Genomic DNA, 22,948 nt, shown 5'->3' with positions numbered 1-22,948 from the left:
CGATGTCGAGGCTCCGGCGCCGGGAGGCGCTGTGGTTCTACCTGTTCGCCTCGCCGTGGGTGATCGGCTTCATCGTGTTCCTGCTCGGCCCGATGATCGCGTCGATCTACTTCTCACTGACGGACTGGGACTCCTTCACCCCGCCCAAGTGGGTGGGGCTGGACAACTACGTCCGGCTGCTGACCGACGATCCCGTCTTCTGGAAGGCGTTGTGGAACACCTTCTACTACGCGGCGGTCTCGGTTCCGCTCGGTCTGGTGCTCGGCCTGTGGCTGGCGAACCTGCTGAACAAGGGAATCCGGCTACGCAAGCTGTTCCGGACGCTGATCTACCTGCCCACCCTGGTGCCCCTGGTGGCCACCGCGATGATCTTCAAGATGGTGCTCGCACCGTCCGGCCCGCTGAACGACTTGCTGGGCGTGTTCGGCATCCCCGGACCGTCGTGGCTGCTGGAAGCGGTCTGGGTGAAACCGGCGCTGATCCTGCTGTCGGTCTGGGGCGCCGGCGCGGCGACCGTACTGTTGCTGGCAGCAATGAAAGGCATACCCCGTGAGCTCTACGAGGCGGCCGAGGTGGACGGTGCGAGTCCGGTCCGGCAGTTCTGGAGCATCACCGTCCCGCAGCTGACCCCGATCATCTTCTTCAACCTGATCATGGGCCTGATCGGGGCGTTCCAGGTGTTCTCCCAGGTGTACATCCTGACCAAGGGAGGCCCGGACAACGCGAGCCAGACGATGGTGCCGCTGTTGTTCGACCAGGCGTTCTCCTACTACCACCTGGGCTACGCGTCGGCGATCTCCTGGCTGTTGTTCGCGGTGATCCTGGTGTTCACCCTGATCGCCTTCCGCAGCGCCCGGCGCTGGGTGTTCTACGAGACCGAGGTGAAGTGATGGCCACCGCTGTTTCCACCGCCGCCGCCACGCGGCGGGTGCGCAGTACCGAACGGACGGTCGGCGCCAAGCGGTCGACGCCGTTCAGCTACGCGACCCTGATCATCGTCTCGGCGGTGCTCTGCGTGCCGCTGGTGTTCGTCGTGTCGATCGCGCTGTCCAGCGACCAGACCGTCAACGCGAACACCTTCACGATCATCCCGCGCGAGTTCCACTGGGAGAACTTCACCCGGGTGTTCGGCACCGAGCTGCCGATGCAGCGGTTCCTGCTGAACTCGGTGATCATCTCGGCCGGCGCGGTGGCCGGTCAGGTGCTGTCCAGCGGGCTGGTCGGCTACGCGTTCGCCCGGCTGCGGGCACCCGGCAAGAACGGGCTGTTCATCGTCGTCATCGCGACCATGATGATCCCCGCGCAGATCACGATGATCCCGCAGTTCATCCTGTTCAAGGACCTCGGCTGGGTGAACACCTACCTGCCGCTGATCGTGCCGAACTTCTTCTCCAACGCCTTCAACGTCTTCCTGGTCCGGCAGTTCGTCTCCCGGCTGCCGAGCGAGATCGACGAGGCCGCGATGGTGGATGGGCTCGGCTTCTTCGGCATCTACCGCCGGATCATGCTGCCGATGCTGAGCCCGGTGCTGATCGCGATCGCGATCTTCACCCTGACCGCGACCTGGGGCGACTTCATGGGCCCGCTGATCTACCTGAACGACGAGTCCAAGATGCCGCTTGCTCTCGGCGTGCAGTACATCACCAGTACGTCGCAGGCGCTGCAGGCTCCACCGTGGAATCTGGTGATGGTCGGCTCGATCCTGCTGACGCTGCCGATGATCCTGGTCTACTACCTCGGCCAGCGGTACCTGTACGAGATGGACATCAGCGGCGGAAGCGCGGGGGTCAAGTGACCATTGTCAGTACCGGTGTCGAGCTGGACGCCTCCGGCATCCGGATCGACGGCCGTCCGAAGCTGCTGCTCTGCGCGTCGCTGTTCTACTTCCGGCTGCCGCGCGAGCAGTGGCGGGCCCGCCTCGAACAAGTCCGGGCGTCGGGCTACACCTGTGTCGACGTCTACCTGCCCTGGAACCATCACGAGCTCTCCCCCGGCCGGTGGTCGTTCGACGGCCGGCGTGACGTCGCGGCCTTTCTGGACCTGGCGCATGAGGCCGGTTTGTCCGTCATCGCCCGGCCCGGGCCGTACATCTGTTCGGAGTGGGACGGCGGCGCGCTGCCGGCCTGGCTGGGTCTAGATCCCGAGGTACGGGTCCGTCAGAACGAGCCGCGGTACCTCGCCCAGGTGGCGGCCTGGTTCGACCAGGCGCTCCCGATCCTCGCCGAGCGCCAGCATCCGGCCGGTCCGGTCATCATGGTCCAGCTGGAGAACGAGCTGGACTTCTTCGACTGCGCGGACCGTACCGGCTACCTGACCGCCCTGCGCGACCAGGCGATCGATCACGGCATCACGGTGCCGTTGATCGCCTGTGCCGGGCAGGGCGACATCGCCGGGGCCACCGGGGACGTCCCCGGAATCGTTGCTGCGTGCAACTTCTACCCCGACGACGGCTCACCGCACATCGAGGAGGAGGTACGCCGCTACGCCGGGCTGCTCGCCGATCGCGATCTCCCGTTGCTCGTCACCGAGACCAACCGGCGGCACCGGACACTGCGGCGGCTACTGGCGAGTGGCGCGTCGCTGGTCGCGCCTTACCTGCAGTCGTCCGGCTGGAACTTCGGCTACACCCCGTCGAGCGGCAACTGGGGCGACCCGGGCAACTTCATGAGCCACGACTACGACTTCGGTGGCTACGTCTCACCCACCGGGCAGGAGCGTCCGGAGTACGCCGAAGCGAAGGTGCTCGCCCACGTACTGACCGCGCTGGGATCGCGGCTGGCGCTGGCCACCTCGACGGTGCCGCGCCCGGAGGTGACGGCCGACTTCCCCACCAGCTCGTCGTTGTCGGCTCTCGACCTGCACGGTGGCGGCCAGCTGATCGCCCTACCGAACCTCGGCGACAGTCCCGGTCGTGGGGTCGTCGGCGGAGTCTCCGTCGCGGTCGCCGGCGACTCGTGCCCGCTGATGCTGGTCGATCTGCCCTTACGTGGCAAGACGTTGACGCTCGCCTCGGCGGACCTGGTCGCGCGGACGGACACCGTACTCGTGTTCTCGTCGGCCGTACCGGTGACCGTCGTACTCGGCCGGACCCGGGTCGAGATCCCCGCGACCGCCGGGCGCGCCGAGCACCAGGTCGTCGACGGGGTCACTCTCGTCGTACTGACTCCTGAGCAGGCCGCTCGACTCGAGTCCGTCCGTCCGGACGGCACGGTCGAGCTGGCCGGCGTACCGGACGAAGCCGTTCCTGGGCCGTCGACCGAAGTGCGGGCGGTCCGGCAGCGATCGGCGACGGCTCCCGCGACAGCGGCCGGCACCCATCGGCTGCCGCCGTCGCTCGAATCGCTGGGCGCCTACCGGGGCCGTGGAACCTACTCCGCGTCGGCGAACCTGACCGGCGTCGACGAACTCCTGCTGATCGGTGCGTCGGACCTCGTGGACCTGTCGATCGCGGGGCTGGCCCAACCGACCATCGCCGGTTTCGGCGCGATCCACCGGCTCGACGTGCGTGCTGTCGAAGGTACCGCCGACCTCGAGGCGACGGTCGAGATCTGGGGGCACGCCAACTTCGACGACGCGCGGCTGCCGGCGCTCCGGCTGGGTTCGCTGCGGGGGCTCGGCCGGCTGTGGAAGGTGCGAGGCGTTCAGGATCTCGCGGCCTCGTGGACGGTGGAGGGTCATTGGGCGGGTCAGCCGGCGCCGCTGCGGTCGCTCGGCGGCTGGAGCAGCACGCGCGTCGGCGTACCGATCACCTATTCACGCCGTCTCGCCCTGACGACCACGTCGGCCCTTCACCTGATCGGCGTCGACCAGCCGGTCAGGGTGAGCGTCGACGGCGGTGAGCCGGTCACCGTCCATCGGGAGAACCCGTGGGTGATGCTGCCCGCGGCCTTCGTCAGCGAGGTCTCGGTCACGCTGATCCATCATCCCGGTGGCGCCGGCCTGCACGCGGAGTTGCTCAGCCTCGCGCCGGTGACGGACTGGACCTGTGCGGTCCAGAACGACGAACTGCTGACCGACTTCGCCATCCACGAAGCCGAGACCACCGACCTCGAACTACCGCTGAGTCTCGAACCAGGGCACGAGGTCTGGCTCGACGTCGACGTGCCTGCCGGCGACGAAGAGCGGCTGCTGAGGCTCGATGGTATGCAGATACGGGTGACCGCCTGGGCCGGTGGGGAGTGCCTCGGCCGGATCTGGACCGGTGACCGGGCGAGGTTCTCGGGTGGCGACCCGGACGTGTTGTGGCTGCCCGCGGGATGGTCCGGCCTGACCCTGTTGGTGCGGGGCCTCGCGGGTTCCGGTACGCCGGTACTTCGTACGCTTCAGCTAGGTGCATCCACCAGCAGAGGGGGCCGAGGTGCCGCGGCAGACGTCACGTGATCTTCGCAACGAGAGCCGGTTCGAGGTCCTGCACGCCTTGTTCGGGCTGGGTCCGTCCACCCGGCAGGAGATCGCCCGGCACACCGGGCTCAGTACCGCGACCGTGGCCACCCTCGTCACCGAGTTCCTGTCCGAAGGCGTGCTGCGGATCGCCACGATGGAACGCCGGACCGTCGGCCGGCCGTACGAGCGGCTGGCGATCGACCCCGATCGCGGCCGCATCGTCGGTGTCGACGTCGCCGAGACCTATGTGGCGGCCACCGTCTTCGACATCGCCCTCACCCCGGTCAGCCACGGCGAGGTGACGCTGGACGAGCACGAGAACAGTCAGGCCTACGTCGTGGACGGCATCGTCCGGGCGGTGGACGCGGCCATCGGAACCGGTGACCGGGACCGGATCCTCGGCGCCGGCGTCAGCATGCCCGGTCAGGTCAGCCCGGCAGCCGGCGTCTCGGTCTTCGCGCCGAACTGGGACTGGCACGACGTCGAGATCGAGGAACTGCTCGCGCAGAGCCTGCGGATCCCGGTGAACGTCGACAACCCGCTGAAGGCGGTCACGCTGTCCGAGATGTGGTTCGGCGTGGGGCGGGTGACCGAGAGCATGGCCGTGGTCAATCTCGGCACCGGCGTCGGCGCGGGGATCGCCATCGACGGAGCGCTGATCCGCGGCGCGAACAACAACGCCGGCGAGTGGGGCCACACCCTGCTCCAACTGGACGGCCGGCGGTGCCGCTGCGGCCGTCGCGGCTGCGTCGAGGCGTACCTCGGCGTGCACGGCATCGAGACCTCGCTCGCGGAGATCGACCCGGCGCATCCCGCGCTGCGCCAGCCGCTGCAACGTGGCTTCGTCGAGGCGGTGGCCGACGGTCTCGCGACCGGTGACCCGGTCCTGGCCGAGCTGGCCGAACGGACGTCCCACTACCTGGCGGCCGCTCTGGGCGACCTCGTCAACCTGCTCGACATTCCGTACATCACCCTGACCGGCTGGACCTCGGCCGCTTTGGCTGAGTGGCTCGTACCGGCCGTCCGCTCGGAACTGCCGGATCACGTTCTGCCCGGTTCGCTGCCGAACCTCACCGTCGAGGCATCCCGTGTTCCCGGCAACCCGGTCGCGCTCGGGATGGCCGCGTTCGCGCTGGAGCACTTCCTCGGTCAGCTCGGCCTGGCCAGCCCGGCCAGTACGCCGATCGCCCGCCGCCGCCCCCGCTCGCACTCCTAGGAGAAGCATCTTGTCCACCGAATCGCGGATCGTGATCGACCTCGACGTCCCCGGCCCGACCATCAGCCGGCACCTCTACGGACACTTCGCCGAGCATCTCGGCCGCTGTGTCTACGACGGCTTCTACGTCGGCGAATCGTCCAGTCTGCCGAACGAGGGCGGCATCCGGCTCGACGTGGTCGATGCGTTGCGGGCCCTGAACATCCCCAACCTGCGCTGGCCGGGTGGCTGTTTCGCCGACGAGTACCACTGGATGAACGGCATCGGCCCGCTGGCCGACCGGCCCGGAATGGTCAACACCAACTGGGGAAACGTCGTGGAGAACAACCACTTCGGTACCCACGAGTTCATGGCGCTGTGCGAACTGCTCGGCGCCGAGCCGTACGTGAACGGCAATGTCGGCAGCGGCACTGTGCAGGAGATGAGCGACTGGGTCGAGTACCTCACCCGCGACGGCGACAGCCCGATGGTCCGGCTCCGCCGGGCCAACGGACGCGACGAGGCCTGGAAGGTGCCGTACTGGGGAATCGGCAACGAGGCCTGGGGATGCGGCGGCAACCTGAGCGCCGAGGCCTACGTCGAGCTGGCGCGCCGGTACGCGACCTTCTGCAAGGACCACGACGGCAACAAGCTGTACCGGATCGCCGCCGGCGCCTCCGACCACGACCTCGCCTGGACCGAAGCCCTGATGAAGGCGATCAGCAGCCTCGGCGGCGAACCGCGAAACCTCTTCCAGGCGGTCTCGGTGCACTACTACACCGTGCTCGGAACGTGGGAGCACAAGGGCAGCGCGACCGACTTCGACCTCGACGACTACTACCGGACCATGATCAAGGCCCAGGACATCGACCGCGTGCTCACCGGACACTCGACCGTGATGGACGCCTACGACCCCCAGCGCAGGATCGGCCTCGTCCTCGACGAGTGGGGCACCTGGTGGGACGTCGAGCCGGGCACCAACCCGGGATTCCTGTACCAGCAGAACGCCTTGCGCGACGCGCTGGTGGCCAGTCTGCACTTCGACGTCTTCCACCGGCATGCGGAGCGACTGGTGATGGCCAACATCGCCCAGACGGTGAACGTCCTGCAGGCGATGCTGCTGACCGACGACACCGGCGGGCTGGTGCTGACACCGACGTACCACGTCTTCGAGATGAACAAGGGCCATCACGACGCGACGTCGGTACCGGTCCATCTGGTCGACCGGCAGGCGCCGTACGAACTCGACGGCAAGAACCTGGAGCTGCTCTCGGCCTCGGCCAGCGTGAAGGGTGACCACGCCCTGGTGTCGATCACCAATCTCGACCCGGCCGCGTCCGCCGAGGTCGTCCTGGACCTGCGGGGCGCGACGATCCGCGACCACCGCGGACGGTTGCTCACGGCCCCCGAACTCCAGGCACACAACTCGATGGCCGATCCGCAAGCCGTCGTACCGGTGGCGTTGACCGGCATCGCCGAAGACGATCGAGGGCTGCGGCTGACCCTCCCTCCGCACTCGTTCGCGACCATCGACCTGGACCTCTGAGGATGCCCACCGCACCGGCTAGCCGGTGCGGGCGACCATCAGCCAGCTGACCTGGATGTCGGGCGACCTGGTCGGTGCGATCGTGACGGAGATCTTGCCGTCGGCGCCGACCGTGACACCTTCGTACGCCGCTGCCTCGTTGGTGCCGGCGAACAGGCGTTGCTGGTCGACGACGGCACCGTTGATGGTCACCTGCGCCGCCCGGTTGGCCCAAGGCCAGGGATCGAAGTACCCGGCATGCACGGTGTACGTCCCCGGTTCCAGGCCCCCGAAGGTGTAGGTCAGCGGTTCGTGGTTCTTGGCGTATCGCAAGGTGCTGTAGAGGTCGCCGTTCGCAGTACCGGATGGTGCACTCGCACCCGTGTAACCCCAGGTCGTCCCGGTGACGGGATCAGTTCCCAACGCCAGCTCCGCGCTGGAGTTCAGCAATGAGGCGTTCTTCGCCAGGATCTGCCAGTCGGCGGTGGCCACCCCGCCGGCGTTGACCGCGTACCGCAGCTCACGTGGCATCACCACGATCGACCGGGTGAAGGTCCGTCCGTCCGCCAGCGTCCCCCGGAGATTGGTGGGTCCTGGCCGCGCGACACTCGCCGCGTCCCAGGTCACGGCCACTTGCGTCGACCGCGAGCCCGTCTTCACCGTCACCTCGGCCGGCAGGGTGCTGGTGTCACCGAGCCAGGTGTGGTCCGGCAGTTGGGTCTCTACACTCCACCGCTGGTACGGCGCCAAGTCGTCCAGTGTCCACTCCTGGTCCGGGCCGATCGACAGGCTGCCGCTCTCCCCCAGGGACATCGGCATCCAGACGTACGGAGCGTTCTTCAGGTCGCTCGGCGTCCAGCGGTCGGCCATGAAGACGAACTTGTTGTTCTCCTGGTCGTACGGGATCACGTTGGTGCTCTGCGAGCCGAAGGTGGTCGCCGCGCCCGGGCCGCTGATCGGGCTGCCCTGGTCGGTGAACTGACCGAGGACATTGTCCGAGGTCGCGTACCTGGCCGGGTTCGGGTCCCAGCCGGTCGCACCCGAAGTGAGCAGGTAGTACCGGCCCTCGGACTTGAACATGGCCGGCGCCTCCCGCTGGTTGCAGGCCAGTGTGCGGACGAAGTCCTTGCCCTGTACGGCGTTCTCTGGCCGCGCCGACAGATAGGTGTAGTCCCGGTCGAGCTTGGAGATGTACATCGACCGGTTCTCCTCCGACGAGTAGATGATGTAGGCCGTGCCGTCGTCGTCCACGAACAGGTTCATGTCCCGCGCCATCCCGCCGGCCGGGTCGAACGAGGACCCGGTGCCGCACCAGGGCACGGAATCGCTCGGCACATGGTTCAGCCGGTACGAGTCGATCCAGCGGAACGGTCCCATCGGCGAGTCCGCGATCGCCACACCGGCTTCGGCCCGCGCGTACGTCGACGTACTGGCCGGCGACGAGGGCCCGTCGGAGTGCACCCACATCACCCACTTGCGCGTGGACTTGTTGTAGATCACCTTCGGCCGCTCGAGGATCGACGGCCGCGCCCAACCGTCCGTGCGCACGCTGTTGGTCGACAGGTCGCGCCAGACGACCTCCTTCTGCGCCGGGGTGTAGTGCTTGTAGACCTTGGCGAAGTACCGGTCGCTCTCGAACTGGCCGGGCGAGCTCATCGCCCGCAACGCGAGCCCGCGGTCCTTCCAGTTGTAGAGGTCGTACGACGAGTACACGTGCACGCCAGGGCTGTCGTAGTAGCCGTTGCTGCGGTCCTCGCCGTACCAGTACCAGACCCGCTTCCCGCCGCCATCGGTCGAGGCGACGATCTGCCCACCATGGGCCTGGATCACCTGCCCGTTGTTGTCGAGCCATTGAGCACCTGGGCGGAACGACGTGTACCGCTCGGTGTGTGCCGCGACCGCGGTGGGAGCCAGCAGGGTGAGCGCGGCGGTCAGGACGGCAAGGATTCGAACTGGTCTGAGCAGCCTCATCGGATTCTCCTCATCGGGCGGGCGGATTCCTGATTCGAGCGAGCTGGGCATTGGTGTTCGTGTGCACGACCCACAAGGCACACCCCGGGACGGTGGCCAGGCCCGCCACCGGCACCTGGCTGACGATGATCAGTACGGCCGTCAGGACACCGAGTGAGAGCAGGCTGAGCGGCCAGGCGCGGACGCCGGTGTAGACAGCGAGCCGCAGCAGCGCTCGCAGACCTAGCGCCGGCTCGGTGCCGGCCAGCACCAAACCGGTGAGGCCTGCGTTGAGTACCAGCACCAGAAGCACCACCAGCAGGGGTGCAGCGACCGGAAATGCACCGGCCAGCACCTTGAGGTCGGCCAGCAGAACTCCCGCCAGGCCTGCCGTGAGCGAGGCAACGACGAGCGACCGACGACCGGTGGCCCGCACCAATCGGATCAGGTCACCCATCGGAGGACGGGCGTCGTCGATGGCGAGATAGCCGAACGCGGCGGCCGCTGCCGGGCCGAGTGGGAGGACGAGCAGGCCGAAGAAGAACGGGTAGCGCCACGGCGTGGCGACGGTGCCGAGGGCAAGCATCAGCGGCGTCCCGGCGACGGCCAGTACGAGGTTGACCGCCAGAACCCGATGGGCGAAGGACCAGAGCAGTTCCCAGGCGTCCGCCCGGACGTTCACCCGGGACAGTGGCGACGCCATCACTTCATCCCGCTCGTCGCGATGCCCTGCACGAAGTACTTCTGGCCGAGCAGGAAGATCACCAGGATGGGTAGTACGGACAGTACCGAGCCGGTCATGATCATCGCGTACTCCGCGTCGTACAGGCCGACGAACGAGCGCAGTCCCAGCTGGATCGTCCACAGGTTGTTGTCGGTCAGGTAGATGAACGGACCCATGTAGTCGTTCCAGGTGTTGACGAAGGTGAGCAAGGCGAGACTCGCCAGCGCGGGCTTCGACAACGGCAGGATGATCCGGGCCCAGATGCCGTACTCGCTCAGCCCGTCCAGCCGGGCGGCCTCGCTGAGCTCGTCGGGGATGGTCAGGTAGTACTGCCGCATCAGGAACACCCCGAAGGCGCTGAACGCCTGCAGCAGGATCAGCGACAAGTGCGTGTTCACCAGGCCGGCCTTCTGCATGATCACGTACTGCGGCACCATGTACGCCTGCCAGGGCACCGCGATCGTCGCGATGTAGGCGAGGAACAACGCGTCCCGGCCGGGGAACCGCACCTTGGCGAACCCATACGCCGCGAAGCTGCCCGTGAGCACCTGCAGGGCGGTGATCGTGACGCTGAGGAACACCGAGTTGCGCAGGTAGGTGAGTAGCGGGATCCGGCCCCAGATCGCGCTGAAGTTGCCCCAGTGGAACTCGGCCGGGATCCACCGGACCGGCACGCTGAAGACGTCCGCGTCGGCCTTCAGCGACGACGAGACCATCCAGGCGAACGGCACCAGCACCGCCACCGAGAGCAGCCCCAGCAGCAGGTACGCCGACGTGCGGCGTACCCGGATCATCGCTCGCTCCTTCGCTGCAACCGGAACTGGACCACGGTGATCGTCAGCACGATGACGAACAGCACCATCGACACGGCCGAGGAGTAGCCGAACCGGCCCTGGACGATGCCCTCGCGGTAAATGACCTGGGACAGCACCAGCGTCGCGCGCCCCGGGCCGCCCTCGGTCATCACCTGGATCAGGTCGAACACCTTGAAGCTGGAGATGGTCAGCATGATCAGCACGAAGAAGGTGGTCGGCCGCAGCCCCGGAACGGTGATGTGCCGGAACCGCTGCCAGCCGCTCGCCCCATCCACCTGGGCAGCCTCGTACAGCTCGGCCGGGATCGTCTGCAGGCCGGCGAGATAGAGGATCATGTAGTAGCCGAGATCACGCCACACGCTGGCCACGATCACAGCGGGCATCGCCCAGGTGGTCGACGTGGTCCAGCCCGGCGGGTGGTCGATGCCGACGGCCCGCAGGAACTGGTTCACCGGGCCCGACTCCGGGCTGAGCAACATGTTCCAGACGACGGCGACCGCGACCAGCGAGGTGATGTACGGGAAGAACAGCGCGGTCCGGAAGAACCGCGCTCCCTTCAGTTTCTGGTTCAGCAGCACCGCGAAGCCGAGTGCGGCACACAGCGTCAGCGGTACGTGCCCGACGGCGTAGTACGCGGTGTTCTTCAGTGCGGTCCAGAAGGTGTCGTTGTGGATCATCCGCTCGAAGTTGTCCAGGCCGACCCAGCGAGGGGTGCTGTAGGAGTCCCAGTCGAGGAAGGACAACGCGAGTGAGGCGATCACCGGCACCAGCGTGAGCGCGGCGAAGCCGATGAAGTTCGGCAGGATGAAGCTCCAGCCGACCCAGGTCCGGCTGCGGCGCCGGACCGGCCGCGGCGCGGGCACAGGCGGCCGGACCTGCCGCGGTGCGGACACGGTGGCGGTCATCGGTCAGCGGACCTCGTTCTTGACCCGCTTGGCCATCTCGGCCAGGCCGTCGTCGAGCGACTTCTGCCCGGTCATGATCAGCTCGTGCTCCTCGGTCAGGATCTGGTCGACGTCGGAGGACTTGTCGCCGACCGGCATCTCGAGCACCACGGTGTCGGGCTTGAAGGCCTTCTTCGCCACCGCGTCGCCGGGCACCCCCGGCAGGGCGAAGTACGTGTCGAGGATCTGCTGGCTCTGCAGCGACGGCGTGACGCCGGCCTTGGCGACCGTGGTGGCCCCTGCTTCGCTCGAGGCCCACTCGACGAACTTCTTCGCCGCGTCGGCATGCTTGGAGTTCTTGTTCACCGCGAACGCGGTCGGCGAACCGAAGGTGGTCACCTTGCCGTCCGCGGTGCGCTGCGGGAGCGGCGCCATTCCCCACGCCACCTTGGTCTTGCCCGACTTCGTGTCGGCCAGCAGCGTCGAGGCGTACCAGGTGCCCATCGGCATCAGAGCGGCCTTACCGGTGGAGAACATCGTGTTGTACGTGACCTTCTGGCTCCTGGCGGTTGCCCAGGGCAACAGCGCACCGTCCTTCTGCAGATCCAGCGTCATCGTGTACTGGTCCTTGAAGAAGCCGTAGTCGCCACCGAGCAGGTCACCGCCGGTCTGGGCCGCCGCGGTGGCCTCGACCACCGAGCGCCAGGTGTGCTGGTACGCGCCGTACACCTTGGCCGGGCCATCGCCCTTGGTCAGGCTCTTCGCCAGCGTGGCGTAGTCGGCCCAGGTCAGGTTCTGCAGCTTCGACTCCGGCACGCCGGCCTGCTCGAGCAGCGTCTTGTTGTAGTAGAGCACCCAGAAGTCCTGGCGATACGGCAGGGCGAAGTACTTGCCGTCGAGTTCGTAGGCCTTCAGGCCCGAGTACTTCGCGGGGTCGAGTGCCTTGGCCTGGTCGGTCAGCGGCAGCAACTGCCCGCGGGTGCCGAACCGGGCGTAGTCGATGACGTTCTTCATCGTCAGCACGTCGGTCGAATCACCGCCGGCCAGCATCGTGGTGACCTTCTCGGCGTAGTCGTCGGCCAGGATGTCGACCGGCTCGACCTTGATCTGCGGGTTGGCCTGCTGGAAGCCGTCGATGATCGCCTTGAACTCCGGTGTGGTGGCGTAGTTCCAGAGCGCGACCTTGATGGTCTGCGGCCCGTCGGCGGCCGGACCGTTCGAACTGCCTCCGCAGCCGGCCAGCAGGGCCAGCGCGGACGCACCGGCCAGGATGCTCACGAGGTGTCGCTTCACGGGCGTTTCTCCTTGTACTTCGTACTGCGTGGGTGGCGGTCAGGCGGTGAGCGGGAAGAGGTCGGCCGTGATCCGGTGCCGCAGCGGTTCGCCGGCCAGCCACCGGGTGAGCTCGGCCAGCATGTGATCGGTGAGCCGATGGATCTCGGTGCCGAGGGACCCGGCGATGTGCGGCGTGATCATGACGTTGGGGGTCGAACGCAGCGGCGAATCGGCCGGCAGCGGCTCCGGATCGGTGACGTCGAGGATCGCGAACAGCCGTCCGGCCCGGCACTCGGCAGCGAGGGCGGCCGAATCGATCAGGCTTCCCCGCGCGGTGTTGATCACGGTGGCGCGGTCGGGCAGGCCGGCCAGTTCCCGGGCGCCGATCATCTGGTACGTGCTCGGCAGTGCCGGCGCATGCAGGGAGAGCACGTCGACGCGGGGCAGCAGTTCGTCGAGACCGACCAGTCGCGCACCCGCCGCTTCCACCTCCGCCGGGTCAGCATGCGGATCGGCCACCAGCACGGACGGGCCGTCGAGCACGCGGAGCAGGTCGACGACCCGGCGCCCGATCCGGGAGAAGCCGACCACACCGATCGTGCGCCGGAAGTTCGACAGGTCGCCGAAACCTTGCGACTGACCCCAGCCCCGGTACGCCGTCGCGGCGTCCGCGGCCAGGAACGGCGCCTTCTTCCCGGCCAGGATGATCGCGGCCAGCGTGTACTCGGCGACCGGGATCGCGTTGGCGTCGGCCGCGCTGGTGAGCACGATGTCGCGGGCCCACAGGACGCCGTCGGCCACCGAACGGACGCTTCCGGCCGCATGGAAGACGGCCTTGAGCCGCGGCGCGGCGGCCAACCGGTCGGCTGTCAGCCGGGGCACACCCCAGGAGCTGACGATCAGGTCGGCGGTGGCGAGGCGGGCCCGGGCCCGCGCGGAGTCGAGCTCGTCGGTCCAGATCGGATCGGGCAGCGCCACCAGCGAGCGGAGCCGATCGAGCCGGGGCCGATCGAAGTGAGCGTCGAACGACTCGCGGTTCATCACGAGCAGCGCCTCACTGCAGTAAGCGGTTACCGTTGCGGTCATGTGAACATGAGATGACGCAGACGTTCAGACCATCTACGGCTCATCCGTGATCATTCACAAACGTTCAGACTCGAACAACGGAGGTTGGCGGATGCCGGACGACCGGCTGTTCGGCCTGCAGCGGCACGAACGCGTGATGGACGAGCTGCGCCGCGAAGGCGCCGTCCGGGTCAAGGACCTGGCCGAACTGCTCGGCGTCAGCGAGCTGACCGTCCGGCGCGACATCGCCGCGCTCGCCTCACAGAACCTGCTCACCAAGGTCCACGGCGGCGCGACTCTGCCGACCGACCTGGCGCCTCCGGCGCGACGACGCGGCCCGGCCGCGCCCCGGTTCACCATCGGGATGGTGGTCCCCTCGCTCGACTACTACTGGCCGCCGATCGTCTCCGGGGCACGGACGACCGCCGCCGCACTGGGAGTGGCGATCCAGCTGCGCGGATCGAGCTACGACTGGGCCGAGGACCGCCGGCAGATCACCCGGTTGATCGAGGCGCAGCAGGTCCAGGGTCTGCTGCTCGCGCCGAATCTGGAGGGAGCCGCCGTCGACGAGATGATCGACTGGATGGCCCGGCTCCCGGTACCGGTGATCCTGGTCGAGCGGCAGCCGCCGCGCTGGACACCCACGAAGTACCAGGTCGAATGGGTCCGCAGTGATCACGCCCTGGGGGTCGAGCTGGCCGTCCGCCACCTGCACGCCCAGGGCCATCGCAACCTGGCGCTACTGCTGTCGAAAGGAAGTCCGACCTCGGCCCATCTGGCGGCCGGCTGGAATCTCGTGTGTGCCGATCTCGCGATCCCGGCAGGCCTGGTGATTCGCGAGTCCGTGAACATGGACCAGCCGGGGCACCGCGACATCATCGCCCAGGTACTCGACCGCTGCCGGACCGCCGGCACGACGGCGCTCGTCGTGCACTCCGACCCCGACGCGATGGCAGTCGCCCAGTACTGCGCCGAGCAGGACATCGCGATCCCGGACCAACTGGCGATCGTCGCCTACGACGACGAGATCGCCCACCTGGCCGAGCCGGCCCTGACCGCGATCCGTCCGCCGAAGTCCATGGTCGGCCGGACCGCGGTCGAGCAGATGGTCGCCCGCCTCACCGAAGGCCGCCGGCGGCCGCCACAACGCGTCCTGATCGTGCCCGAGCTGGTCATCCGCGATTCATCGATGCCGCACTGACCGCCCTGCCGCCTACGGCACTTACTTGTGAGCCAGTAGGGCATAGGCGTTCGGCAGGCGACCGGACCAGGCGGCAGCCTCGTATCCGTCGTCGGGACGCCAGAACGGCTCGGCGTACTCCTCCAGCACGTCGAGTCGCAGCCCCGCGCGCATGACGGCAGTCACGAGTTGGCCGAGCGTCCACTGCCATTCGCGCGCGCCGTTGCCGGGGAAGCTGTCGTTGACGTGCGACTCGGCGAAGTAGCTACGGTCCGCACGGATCCGCGGCTCGTCCTCGTCCCAGGTCCACAGCGGTACCGCCGGATGTGCTTCGTACACGAAGAGACTGCCGCCCGGCCGCAGTACTCGCGCCGCATCCCGCGCCCACGCGTCGATGTCGCGCATCCAGATCACTGCGCCTTTGCCGGTGTACACAAGGTCCACACACCCGTCGCGCACGGGCACGGCAGGCACCTCGGCCGCAACGTACCGACACGGTGCGCCGACCTCGACGGCCCGCCGCTGTGCCGCAGCCGCGGTGACCACGCTGTAGTCGATCCCCAGTACAGTCCGCGCCCCAGCCCGGACAAGTGCAGTGTCGTCCAATCCATGCCCACTCTGGAAATGCACGACGGTCGGAGCAGCCGCGAGCACCGGACCCAACAGTTCCAGCTCCCGAGGGAACAGTTCCCACTCACCGCGAGCCTGCTCCAGGAGTTCGTCGTACTCGTCAACGTACTTCGTCGCCGCCTGGTCCCAGACCGCCTGGTTGGTCCGCACCGACTCGTCCATCCGGCAAGTCTGTCAGCACGCCGAACAGGGGCGCGAACGAAATTCGCACAAGATCTCGTCGATGCCGTCCGACCAGGTGACCCGGATACAGCCGCCATCCACCGCAAGGCTCGGAACAGGCTCGGGGCGACCGCCGGACAGGGAGACGATGGCCACTAAGATCTGACCCGGTACGGCGGCCGCGCGCACGACGGGTATCGCGGTGTGGTTGCCCAGGGCCTCCGATTCGTCGGATCGGCGGACGTCGACCGCGTCGAAGCCGATGCGGCCTTCGACGGAGGACAGCAACTCGGCGGCACGGACGTCGGCCCGCGCTTCGAGTACGGCCGACGGCGGGGTGTCGGAAGTGAGCGGCCAGCCGGACATCTCGAGCAGCAGGCCGGGCTCGACGACTGCGTCCGGATCGATGCGTGCGGCCCGCACTTCGTGGCTTCCGCGCAGCGAGGACACCATCGCGACCGTCGGCCCGGTGACGACCGCTCCGCCGCGGCCCGATCCGTGCTCCGGTCCGGTGTCATCGGTCGTCCGCACCCAGTGCGTCACCGCGATCGATGCGTTCGAACCGGTCGTCGTGAAGCCGTTGCGATGCGACCGGCCGAGCTCGGGGTGCACGATGCTGACGCTGTTCTCGAGCGGTTGCGCCCAGTACGGCGTACTCAGCGGTGGCATGGTGTGGGTCGAATACCCCAGCCGGGCGTACAACGGTGAGTCGGCGCGTTCGTCGCCCGGGACCGAGTGGTCGGTGCCGTGGTTGACGACGCGGACGATCCCGTCGGCCCGGGTTCCGCTGATCAGCCAGCCGGGCTCTGCGAGTTCGCGGACGAAGTCGGAACGCTCGACAGGCAAGGGCTCCTCGGCCGCGGTCCAGACCGGATGGCTCGCCGGCAGCATCAGCCCGAGCATGCCTTTCACCGCCCAGTACGGCGATCCCGGTCCGGAGTACGACTGGGCGATCGCCGGCCATTCGCCGTGCCAGCCGAGGGTGAGCAGACCGCGCCGATCGGGGGCGCCGTGGTCGAGGAAGTACTTCAGCATTCCCGACGTCGTCCGCCGCAGCAGGCCAGGGGCGAGATCGGTGGCACCGGTGATCGCACCGATCCAGAACGGCGCGGCGGCGGCGAACCGGTAGGTCAGGCTCCGGCCCTGGATCAGCGGTGCGCCGTTGCCGCCGACCAGGTGGACCGCCGAATCCAGGAAGGCCGTCAGCCGTTCGCGCCATCGGGTCACCAGCGCGGGATCACACAACCCGGCGTCCATCGATGCCCACAGCAACGGATAGACATGCAGCGCCCAGCCGTTGTAGTGGTCAAACGCGCGCTCCGGGCCGTCGGCGTACCAGCCGTGTCCGCGATACAACGACTCGTGCACCGCGAGGCCGCTGTCGATGTCGTCGCGGGACCACGGTCCGCCGACCGACTTGAGGAACGTCTCCACGACGATCTGGAACCAGACCCAGTTGATCGGTGGATACTTCTCGCCGACCACGGTCGCCAGCCAGGCGACGATCTGCTCGCGATCACGGTCGTCGAGCCGGTCCCACAACCACTGCCTGCTCAGCTGCAGCCCGAGCGCGATCGAGCAGGCCTCGACCTTGGCCTGCCCGAGCTGGTCCGGGCGCGGCCAGGCGTGCGGTGACCTCGGATCGGTCCCGGCCCGCAGGCCCTCGGCGTACCACCCGGCGAGATCGTGTGGGTCGTTGCCATCGTCACCTTTCAGCCGGATCGCTGCCAGCAGGAAAGACCGGGCGAAGGCCTCCAAGGAGTCGCTGGCGGGTCCATACGCACTCTGTTGTCCAGGCAGGTCGATCCGGGCGTGCCCGGGCGAGGCCCAGCCACGCAGCGAGAGCAGCAGGTGGTCGGCGACCGCCGCCCAGGAGTCGCGGCTGAGGCCGGTGAAGCGGGCGTCGTTCATCAGCGAGGTCCTCGGGTCAGGGTGAGTTCGAAATGATTGTTGCCCGCTGCAAGGATCAGGCGGTGGACGGCCGATCCCCAGACCCGCTGGAGCAGTTCGTCGTCGACGGATCGCTGCTCCAGCCGACCGGTGCCGAGGCCGGCATCCCACCGCAGCTCCGCGACGCTGCAGCCAAGGGTCTCGACCACGAGGCGGCCGGGCTGGTGAGCAACAGGTCGTCCGGCGATCACGAAGTGCTCGGCGATCTCGGTCCCCCGCGGCCACGTGTCGACGATGCGGACGGTCTGACCGATCCGGTCCAAGGTCGCCGTCCGGCGCAGGTTCCCGCCGGGATAGGCGCCCGACAGATCGAGCTCGGCCCGGTCGGTATCGCCAGGACTGTGGACGGCGAAGTCTGTCGCCCGCCACTGCCGACCTGCTTGCTGTTCGCGACCGTTGACGACGGGGACGTTGTGCCACTCGCTGCGGACCACCCACTGCTCGTACCGGCGATCGGAGAACGAGATCGCCGTGTACGTCGACTGCCCCAGGTCCACCAGCACCGGCGTCGCGTCGAGTGCGGCGACGAACGAGCCGACATCGTTGTGATTGTGGTTCTCGTCGTTGTGCCCGCCCTTCACGGCCAGCGCCCAGCCCGCGGTGGAGCCGCCGTCTTGCCGGGCTACCAGCAACTGCACCTCGGGCAGCCAACTCGATCGAGGCAACGGCAGCGGTACGGCGGTCGCCCGCCACCAGTCGTCGTCGGCGAGTGCGACCAACGCTCGTCCCAGACCGGCGACGAACCCCAGCGCCTCACGGTGTGCCGCCGCCTGGGCCATGACGTCCCCGTCACCGATCCGGCGGCCCCAGCGGTGCAACACGTCCCACGGCTGGTCAGGTGCGGGCCTGGCCGGTCCGTCGCCGACGTTCACGAACCAGCCGGAGCCCAACGTCATCCGCTGGGGGTACCGGGCCAGTTCCTCTAGCGGCGCGCACTGCCAAGGATCGAAGGCGCCGAGGGTGATCCGGTCGAGGAGCTCCAGCGCGGCGGCAAGTCGCGCCGGCCCGTTCCACCAGTATGCGTAGCCCTCATCGCACCCGCCGTCGGCCGGGAGCGCGCGGAGGTAGCGGTCGAGACCGTCGACGACGAGCTCGACCACCTGCGTACGGCGTACCGGATCGGTCTCCAGGAACAGCGCGGCGACCAGTACATGCCCGTGAATCCACGGGTTCCAGTTGTGCAGGTGACCGTCGAGTCCGAGCCAGTGCCAGCGACGGTCCTCGACGAACGGCCGCAGTACCCGCCGCTCGGCCTCCTCCCGCAGGCGTCGGCGAAGACCCGGCACGCGTGCATCCAGTGCCGGGCCGAGCACGAGATCGGCCCACGCCAGGATCTCCACGGTCTCGGCGGCGCCCAGATCGAGGTACGGCGTACCGGGATCCGCCACGACCTCTCCTCGCGCTGCCGCGAACGACTCGTGAGCTGCCCAGCACCAGGTCGTCTGCTCGCAGAGCAGCAACAGTCCGTCGGCGGCCTCGTCGACATCCTGCTGGTCTCCGGTCAGGACAGCCGCGAGCACCGCCGTACTGGTTCGCTGCCGCAACTCCCCCGCCGGACCTTCGTACGCCGTCCGTACGCCGTCACGCCAGTACCGGGCGAAGTCCGACAGCAGCAGCCGGGGCCACGGCCGCGAACGATCCCCCGCGGCACGGTCCAGCACCGCGGCCGAGGCAGTCGGGGGCCGTGATTCCCAGACCCCGCGCTGCCCGAGGTCGGGGACACCTGCACGATCCCGTGCCAGGTCGAGAGCCTCCCTCTTGGTCGCCGGGTCGAGTGCGTGCCAGCGCTCGGCAAGGGTCATCCGGCCATGCTCCCGCGTGCCTCGGCAGGCCACCAGACAGCGATCACATTCGTACAGATCCGCAACGATCCGGAACCTCCCCCGGTTCAGCGATGGGGATGGATCCGGAGTGGGGCGACGCTGCTCAGGGTCGGCTTGACCTTCGTGATCGTGCCGTCGGCGGCGAAGTACAGGCGGTCGATCGTGGTCTCGCGATGGGTACCGTCACCACCGGGCATACCGAAGCGGTGGTACGCGATGTACCAGTCGTCCGTGCCCGGTACCTGGATGATCGACTGATGGCCGGTCGCCAGAATGCCCTGCGCCGGATCCTTCTCGAGGATGACGCCACGGTAGGTCCACGGTCCGTTGACGCTGCTCGCCGTCGCGTAGCCCACCCGATAGTCGGGCGAACCGGTGTCGTCGATCGAGTACGTCAGGTAGTACGTCCCCTTGCGGTAGTTGACGAAGGACCCCTCGCGGAAACTCGTCAGCCCGCTGATCGGCTTCAGTGTCTCCGGCTTGATCGTCAGCATGTCGTCGCTCAGCTCGGCGTACACCGGCGAACCGTTGCCCCAGAACAGGTAGTACCGCCCGGTCACCGGATCGCGGAACGCGGCCGGATCGATCGCCTGGCCGGACGTGACCGCCTCGTTGTTGAGGATCATCGCGGCCGGCTGCGCGGTGAACGGGCCCTCGGGGCTGTTCGCCACCGCGACGCCGATCGTCTTGCGGTTGTAGGCCGGGTTGTGCCCGGAGAAGTAGAAGTAGTACTTGCCGGCCCGTTCGATGATGGTCGGCGCCCAGGCGTTGCCGCTCGCCCAGGGCACGGTGCCGTTCGCGCCGTCGAGCGTCAGGAAGGGCTTGGCCGATCGCTGCCAGTCCACCAGGTTCTTCGACTTCCAGACGTAGAAGTCCTTGCCGCCCCAGCCGGCGGTTCCGTCGGTCGTCACGTAGAGGTAGTAGGTGTCGCCGAACCGGGCGATGTTCGGATCGGCGTTGTACCCCGGCAGCACCGGCGATCGCATCTCGACGGCCTTGACCGTCCACGCCCGTTCGGTTCCGTCCTGGGCGGTCACGGTGTAGGTCCTGGGCTTCGAGAGGTTGACCCGCCCGGCCGGCGACACCTTGGAGGTGGAGACGACCTTCAGTACCGGCGCCAGCTTCTTCAGATCGGTGCCGGGGACAACCGGCAGGGTGATGGTCGAGGAGGCGTCGTCGATGATCGCCGGCACCTTCAGACTCGCCAACTCGACGCCGATGACCGCTCTCGGGTCGGCGTCCTGGTCGCTTACCTCACCGGCTGACAAGGCCCGGTTGTACAGCCTGAAGTCGCGCACTTTGCCTTTCAGGTACTTGTCAGAGGTGTACGTCGAACGCCCGATGTAGTTGGCCGTCGTACGGCCGCCGCCGATATCTCCAGGGTCGATCGTGACACCGGCCTTCCGGCCGACCTGCACGCCGTCGAGGTAGATCGTCGCGATGCCGTCGGGGGTCAGGGTGTAGGTGAGCGCCTTCCAGACACCACGCGGTACGGGGCTGCCCGAGGTGGCTGTCTGCTCGGTCGACCAGTTGCCGGTGGCAATCGACGTTCGGTAGGCGTCGCCGGTGGTGAACAGGTAGCCGTTGCCGATATCGCTCGCGGTGTTGCCGAGTCCCCAGATGAAGTACGGCGTCGCCTGGCCGGCATCGATCCAGACATCGGCCGAGACGGTGATCGCGTCGAGTCCGGTCATCAGGTTGTCGGGCAGCTTCACGTGACCATTTGTGCCCCCGAGGTCGAGTGCACCGTCGGCCCAGGACGCGTCACCGGTGACGACACCGTCGTACCCGTGACCGGTGACGTCGGTCGCCGTACCGCCGGTGGTCTGGTTCAACGGATAGTGCGCGACCAGCCCGTTCGCATCCGCCTTCACCGGAGGTGGCAGCACCAGACCGTTACGCAGCCGGTCGAGCTCGGCCTGGGTCACTGGGAGCACCGTGCCATGGCGCGGGCTGGCCGGCAGCGAGTACGTCGCCGGCACCTGCCAGTTCGGCGCCTCGAGATCATTCGTGCCGAGCGGGATGTACCCGCGGCCGCCGTACTCGTCGACGAAGAGGTTGTACCTGGAGCCGGACGTGTCGCCCGGGTTGGACTTGAAGACGGTCGGTCCTTCGACCGCGGACGTACCGGCGTCGCGGCCGATGCACGAGTCCTGCATCGCCCACGCCGGTTGGCCGGGCAGGTCGACCGCGGTCAGCGACGAGGACTTCTCCTGGATGATGTCCGAGCAGCCGGTGCCGCCGCCACCCTCGTCCTTGGTGAAGCGGTAGTACGCGCCGTTCTCCTTGATCACCGTCGAGTCGATCCGCGACTCGCCCCGGTCCTGCCAGATGGCCGGCGCGCTGAAGGTCCGGAAGTCGCGAGTCGTTGCATAGAGCATCCGGTTGTACGTCGAACCGGTGTGTCCCGGATCGTCGGCGGCGTACAGCTTCGACGCCCAGAACACGACGTAGGACTGAAGTTCGTCATCCCAGTAGGCCTCGGGCGCCCAGGTGTTGCCGGCTGTCTCGGGCGATACCAGGACATGGCGCTGCTCCGACCAGGTCACCAGGTCGGTGGACTCCCAGACCTCCAGATAGCGGCTTCCCTGGCGTTGCGCGGCATCCCAGTCACCGTTGCGGCCGATGGACAGGTCGGTCGCGATCAGGAAGAACCGGTCACCCTCAGGCGAGCGGATCAGGAACGGGTCCCGCAGACCGAGAGTGCCCTTGATGGACTCGAGCACGGGCCGGCCGTTGTTGAGCTCGTCCCACTTGAGTGCCGTGTTGCCACGGCTGGCGGCGAAGTAGATCTTCTCCCCGGCGATCGAGTTGCCGGTGAAATAGCTGAACGCATATCCGGTGTACGGCTCGGCCGCCGGGAGTTCGCGCACGGTGAGGCCGATCTCCCGGCTGGCCTCGGCCATTCCGACCTCGGTCGTGGCGGTGAGCGTGACGCCGGCATCGCCACTTCCGTGCGCGGGCCGGTGGACCACGCCGCCGCTGTCGACCACCGCCGGGGCCGATGACACCCAACTGACCGCGGCGCCGTGCTCACCAACCGCCGGCAAGCTCAGGTTGCCGCGAACATCGTCGGCGTGCACGACGGCCAGCGCCGCCGCGGCGTCGTCAGCCTTCACCTGGTCGGTCAACGTGACGCCGGCGACTGCTGTCGCCGGCACGATCTGCCCACCAAGCACGGCGAAGAGCGCCGCGGCGACCACCAGGAACGAGCGCATACTGATCTGCATCGCAACCTCACCAGGATTGTTAGCGCTAACAGTCCCGATAGTCTGACCAGGCCAACACGGTCCGTCAAGAGCAGTCGCCATCGACACAGCAGCGCCTTCGCGGCAAACGGCGATGGCACGCAGCACGGGTGACCAGATCCTGAAGATCGGACCCCGA

Annotated in this window: 16 protein-coding genes; 6 read left to right on the top strand and 10 right to left on the bottom strand. The window is 68.0% G+C overall.

Annotated elements, in window-relative coordinates; all coding sequences use genetic code 11:
- Positions 1-2 precede the first annotated feature (2 nt).
- From ABD116_RS23920 to ABD116_RS23900, 5 genes are read left to right on the top strand one after another with little or no spacing between them, the layout of a single operon-like run.
- Positions 3-890: a carbohydrate ABC transporter permease gene (locus ABD116_RS23920; RefSeq protein WP_343974302.1), complete on the top strand. Its 888-nt coding sequence runs from the start codon at positions 3-5 to the stop codon at positions 888-890.
- Entirely contained in the window at positions 890-1,795 is a 906-nt protein-coding gene (locus ABD116_RS23915) for a carbohydrate ABC transporter permease (protein ID WP_343974299.1), read from the top strand. Before ABD116_RS23920 ends, ABD116_RS23915 begins: the two co-directional genes overlap by 1 nt.
- Complete coding sequence (locus ABD116_RS23910; RefSeq protein ID WP_343974297.1) at positions 1,792-4,380, top strand: beta-galactosidase; 2,589 nt, start codon at positions 1,792-1,794, stop codon at positions 4,378-4,380. Before ABD116_RS23915 ends, ABD116_RS23910 begins: the two co-directional genes overlap by 4 nt.
- A complete protein-coding gene (locus ABD116_RS23905) occupies positions 4,331-5,599 on the top strand; it encodes an ROK family transcriptional regulator (protein ID WP_343974294.1) in 1,269 nt (422 codons plus the stop codon). The genes ABD116_RS23910 and ABD116_RS23905 overlap by 50 nt, the downstream gene beginning before the upstream one ends.
- 10 nt (positions 5,600-5,609) lie before the next feature.
- On the top strand, positions 5,610-7,124 hold the full coding sequence (locus tag ABD116_RS23900) for an alpha-N-arabinofuranosidase (RefSeq protein ID WP_343974292.1): 1,515 nt from the start codon (positions 5,610-5,612) through the stop codon (positions 7,122-7,124).
- Between the two features lie 18 nt (positions 7,125-7,142).
- Here the strand turns inward: ABD116_RS23900 and ABD116_RS23895 are convergent, their stop codons facing one another.
- From ABD116_RS23895 to ABD116_RS23870, 6 genes are read right to left on the bottom strand one after another with little or no spacing between them, the layout of a single operon-like run.
- Positions 7,143-9,074, bottom strand: coding sequence for a glycoside hydrolase family 43 protein (locus ABD116_RS23895; RefSeq protein WP_343974290.1), 1,932 nt, complete (start codon positions 9,072-9,074; stop codon positions 7,143-7,145).
- 10 nt (positions 9,075-9,084) lie between these two features.
- Complete coding sequence (locus ABD116_RS23890) at positions 9,085-9,756, bottom strand: hypothetical protein (protein ID WP_343974287.1); 672 nt, start codon at positions 9,754-9,756, stop codon at positions 9,085-9,087.
- A complete protein-coding gene (locus ABD116_RS23885) occupies positions 9,756-10,571 on the bottom strand; it encodes a carbohydrate ABC transporter permease (protein ID WP_343974284.1) in 816 nt (271 codons plus the stop codon). The genes ABD116_RS23890 and ABD116_RS23885 overlap by 1 nt, the downstream gene beginning before the upstream one ends.
- A complete protein-coding gene (locus tag ABD116_RS23880; RefSeq protein ID WP_343974281.1) occupies positions 10,568-11,497 on the bottom strand; it encodes a carbohydrate ABC transporter permease in 930 nt (309 codons plus the stop codon). Before ABD116_RS23880 ends, ABD116_RS23885 begins: the two co-directional genes overlap by 4 nt.
- 3 nt (positions 11,498-11,500) lie before the next feature.
- Complete coding sequence (locus ABD116_RS23875) at positions 11,501-12,769, bottom strand: ABC transporter substrate-binding protein (protein WP_343974278.1); 1,269 nt, start codon at positions 12,767-12,769, stop codon at positions 11,501-11,503.
- 39 nt (positions 12,770-12,808) lie between these two features.
- Entirely contained in the window at positions 12,809-13,837 is a 1,029-nt protein-coding gene (locus ABD116_RS23870) for a hydroxyacid dehydrogenase (RefSeq protein ID WP_343974275.1), read from the bottom strand.
- 91 nt (positions 13,838-13,928) lie between these two features.
- Here ABD116_RS23870 and ABD116_RS23865 point away from each other — a divergent pair, with 91 nt between their 5' ends.
- Complete coding sequence (locus ABD116_RS23865) at positions 13,929-15,017, top strand: substrate-binding domain-containing protein (RefSeq protein ID WP_343974272.1); 1,089 nt, start codon at positions 13,929-13,931, stop codon at positions 15,015-15,017.
- 21 nt (positions 15,018-15,038) lie between these two features.
- Here the strand turns inward: ABD116_RS23865 and ABD116_RS23860 are convergent, their stop codons facing one another.
- The 4 genes from ABD116_RS23860 to ABD116_RS23845 form a co-directional block, all read right to left on the bottom strand.
- Positions 15,039-15,788: a class I SAM-dependent methyltransferase gene (locus ABD116_RS23860; protein ID WP_343974269.1), complete on the bottom strand. Its 750-nt coding sequence runs from the start codon at positions 15,786-15,788 to the stop codon at positions 15,039-15,041.
- 12 nt (positions 15,789-15,800) lie between these two features.
- On the bottom strand, positions 15,801-17,699 hold the full coding sequence (locus tag ABD116_RS23855) for a DUF2264 domain-containing protein (RefSeq protein WP_343974266.1): 1,899 nt from the start codon (positions 17,697-17,699) through the stop codon (positions 15,801-15,803).
- Complete coding sequence (locus tag ABD116_RS23850; protein ID WP_343974263.1) at positions 17,699-19,540, bottom strand: heparinase II/III domain-containing protein; 1,842 nt, start codon at positions 19,538-19,540, stop codon at positions 17,699-17,701. Before ABD116_RS23850 ends, ABD116_RS23855 begins: the two co-directional genes overlap by 1 nt.
- An 86-nt stretch (positions 19,541-19,626) precedes the next feature.
- Entirely contained in the window at positions 19,627-22,791 is a 3,165-nt protein-coding gene (locus tag ABD116_RS23845; RefSeq protein ID WP_343974260.1) for a family 43 glycosylhydrolase, read from the bottom strand.
- Positions 22,792-22,948: the final 157 nt, after the last annotated feature.

It is taken from the genome of Kribbella koreensis, assembly GCF_039525325.1.
Lineage (GTDB): Bacteria > Actinomycetota > Actinomycetes > Propionibacteriales > Kribbellaceae > Kribbella > Kribbella koreensis.
The sequence above is the reverse complement of the archived record's forward strand: the minus strand, read 5'-3'. Positions and strand labels throughout refer to the sequence as shown.

Excerpts from the sequence above, each read along its gene's own strand:
- ABD116_RS23920 (WP_343974302.1), top strand. The coding sequence starts at position 3 with ATGTCGAGGCTCCGGCGCCGGGAGGCGCTGTGGTTCTACCTGTTCGCC.
- ABD116_RS23915 (WP_343974299.1), top strand. The coding sequence starts at position 890 with ATGGCCACCGCTGTTTCCACCGCCGCCGCCACGCGGCGGGTGCGCAGT.
- ABD116_RS23895 (WP_343974290.1), bottom strand. The coding sequence starts at position 9,074 with ATGAGGCTGCTCAGACCAGTTCGAATCCTTGCCGTCCTGACCGCCGCG.
- ABD116_RS23890 (WP_343974287.1), bottom strand. The coding sequence starts at position 9,756 with ATGGCGTCGCCACTGTCCCGGGTGAACGTCCGGGCGGACGCCTGGGAA.
- ABD116_RS23885 (WP_343974284.1), bottom strand. The coding sequence starts at position 10,571 with ATGATCCGGGTACGCCGCACGTCGGCGTACCTGCTGCTGGGGCTGCTC.
- ABD116_RS23880 (WP_343974281.1), bottom strand. The coding sequence starts at position 11,497 with ATGACCGCCACCGTGTCCGCACCGCGGCAGGTCCGGCCGCCTGTGCCC.
- ABD116_RS23870 (WP_343974275.1), bottom strand. The coding sequence starts at position 13,837 with ATGACCGCAACGGTAACCGCTTACTGCAGTGAGGCGCTGCTCGTGATG.
- ABD116_RS23865 (WP_343974272.1), top strand. The coding sequence starts at position 13,929 with ATGCCGGACGACCGGCTGTTCGGCCTGCAGCGGCACGAACGCGTGATG.
- ABD116_RS23860 (WP_343974269.1), bottom strand. The coding sequence starts at position 15,788 with ATGGACGAGTCGGTGCGGACCAACCAGGCGGTCTGGGACCAGGCGGCG.
- ABD116_RS23855 (WP_343974266.1), bottom strand. The coding sequence starts at position 17,699 with ATGAACGACGCCCGCTTCACCGGCCTCAGCCGCGACTCCTGGGCGGCG.
- ABD116_RS23850 (WP_343974263.1), bottom strand. The coding sequence starts at position 19,540 with ATGACCCTTGCCGAGCGCTGGCACGCACTCGACCCGGCGACCAAGAGG.
- ABD116_RS23845 (WP_343974260.1), bottom strand. The coding sequence starts at position 22,791 with ATGCAGATCAGTATGCGCTCGTTCCTGGTGGTCGCCGCGGCGCTCTTC.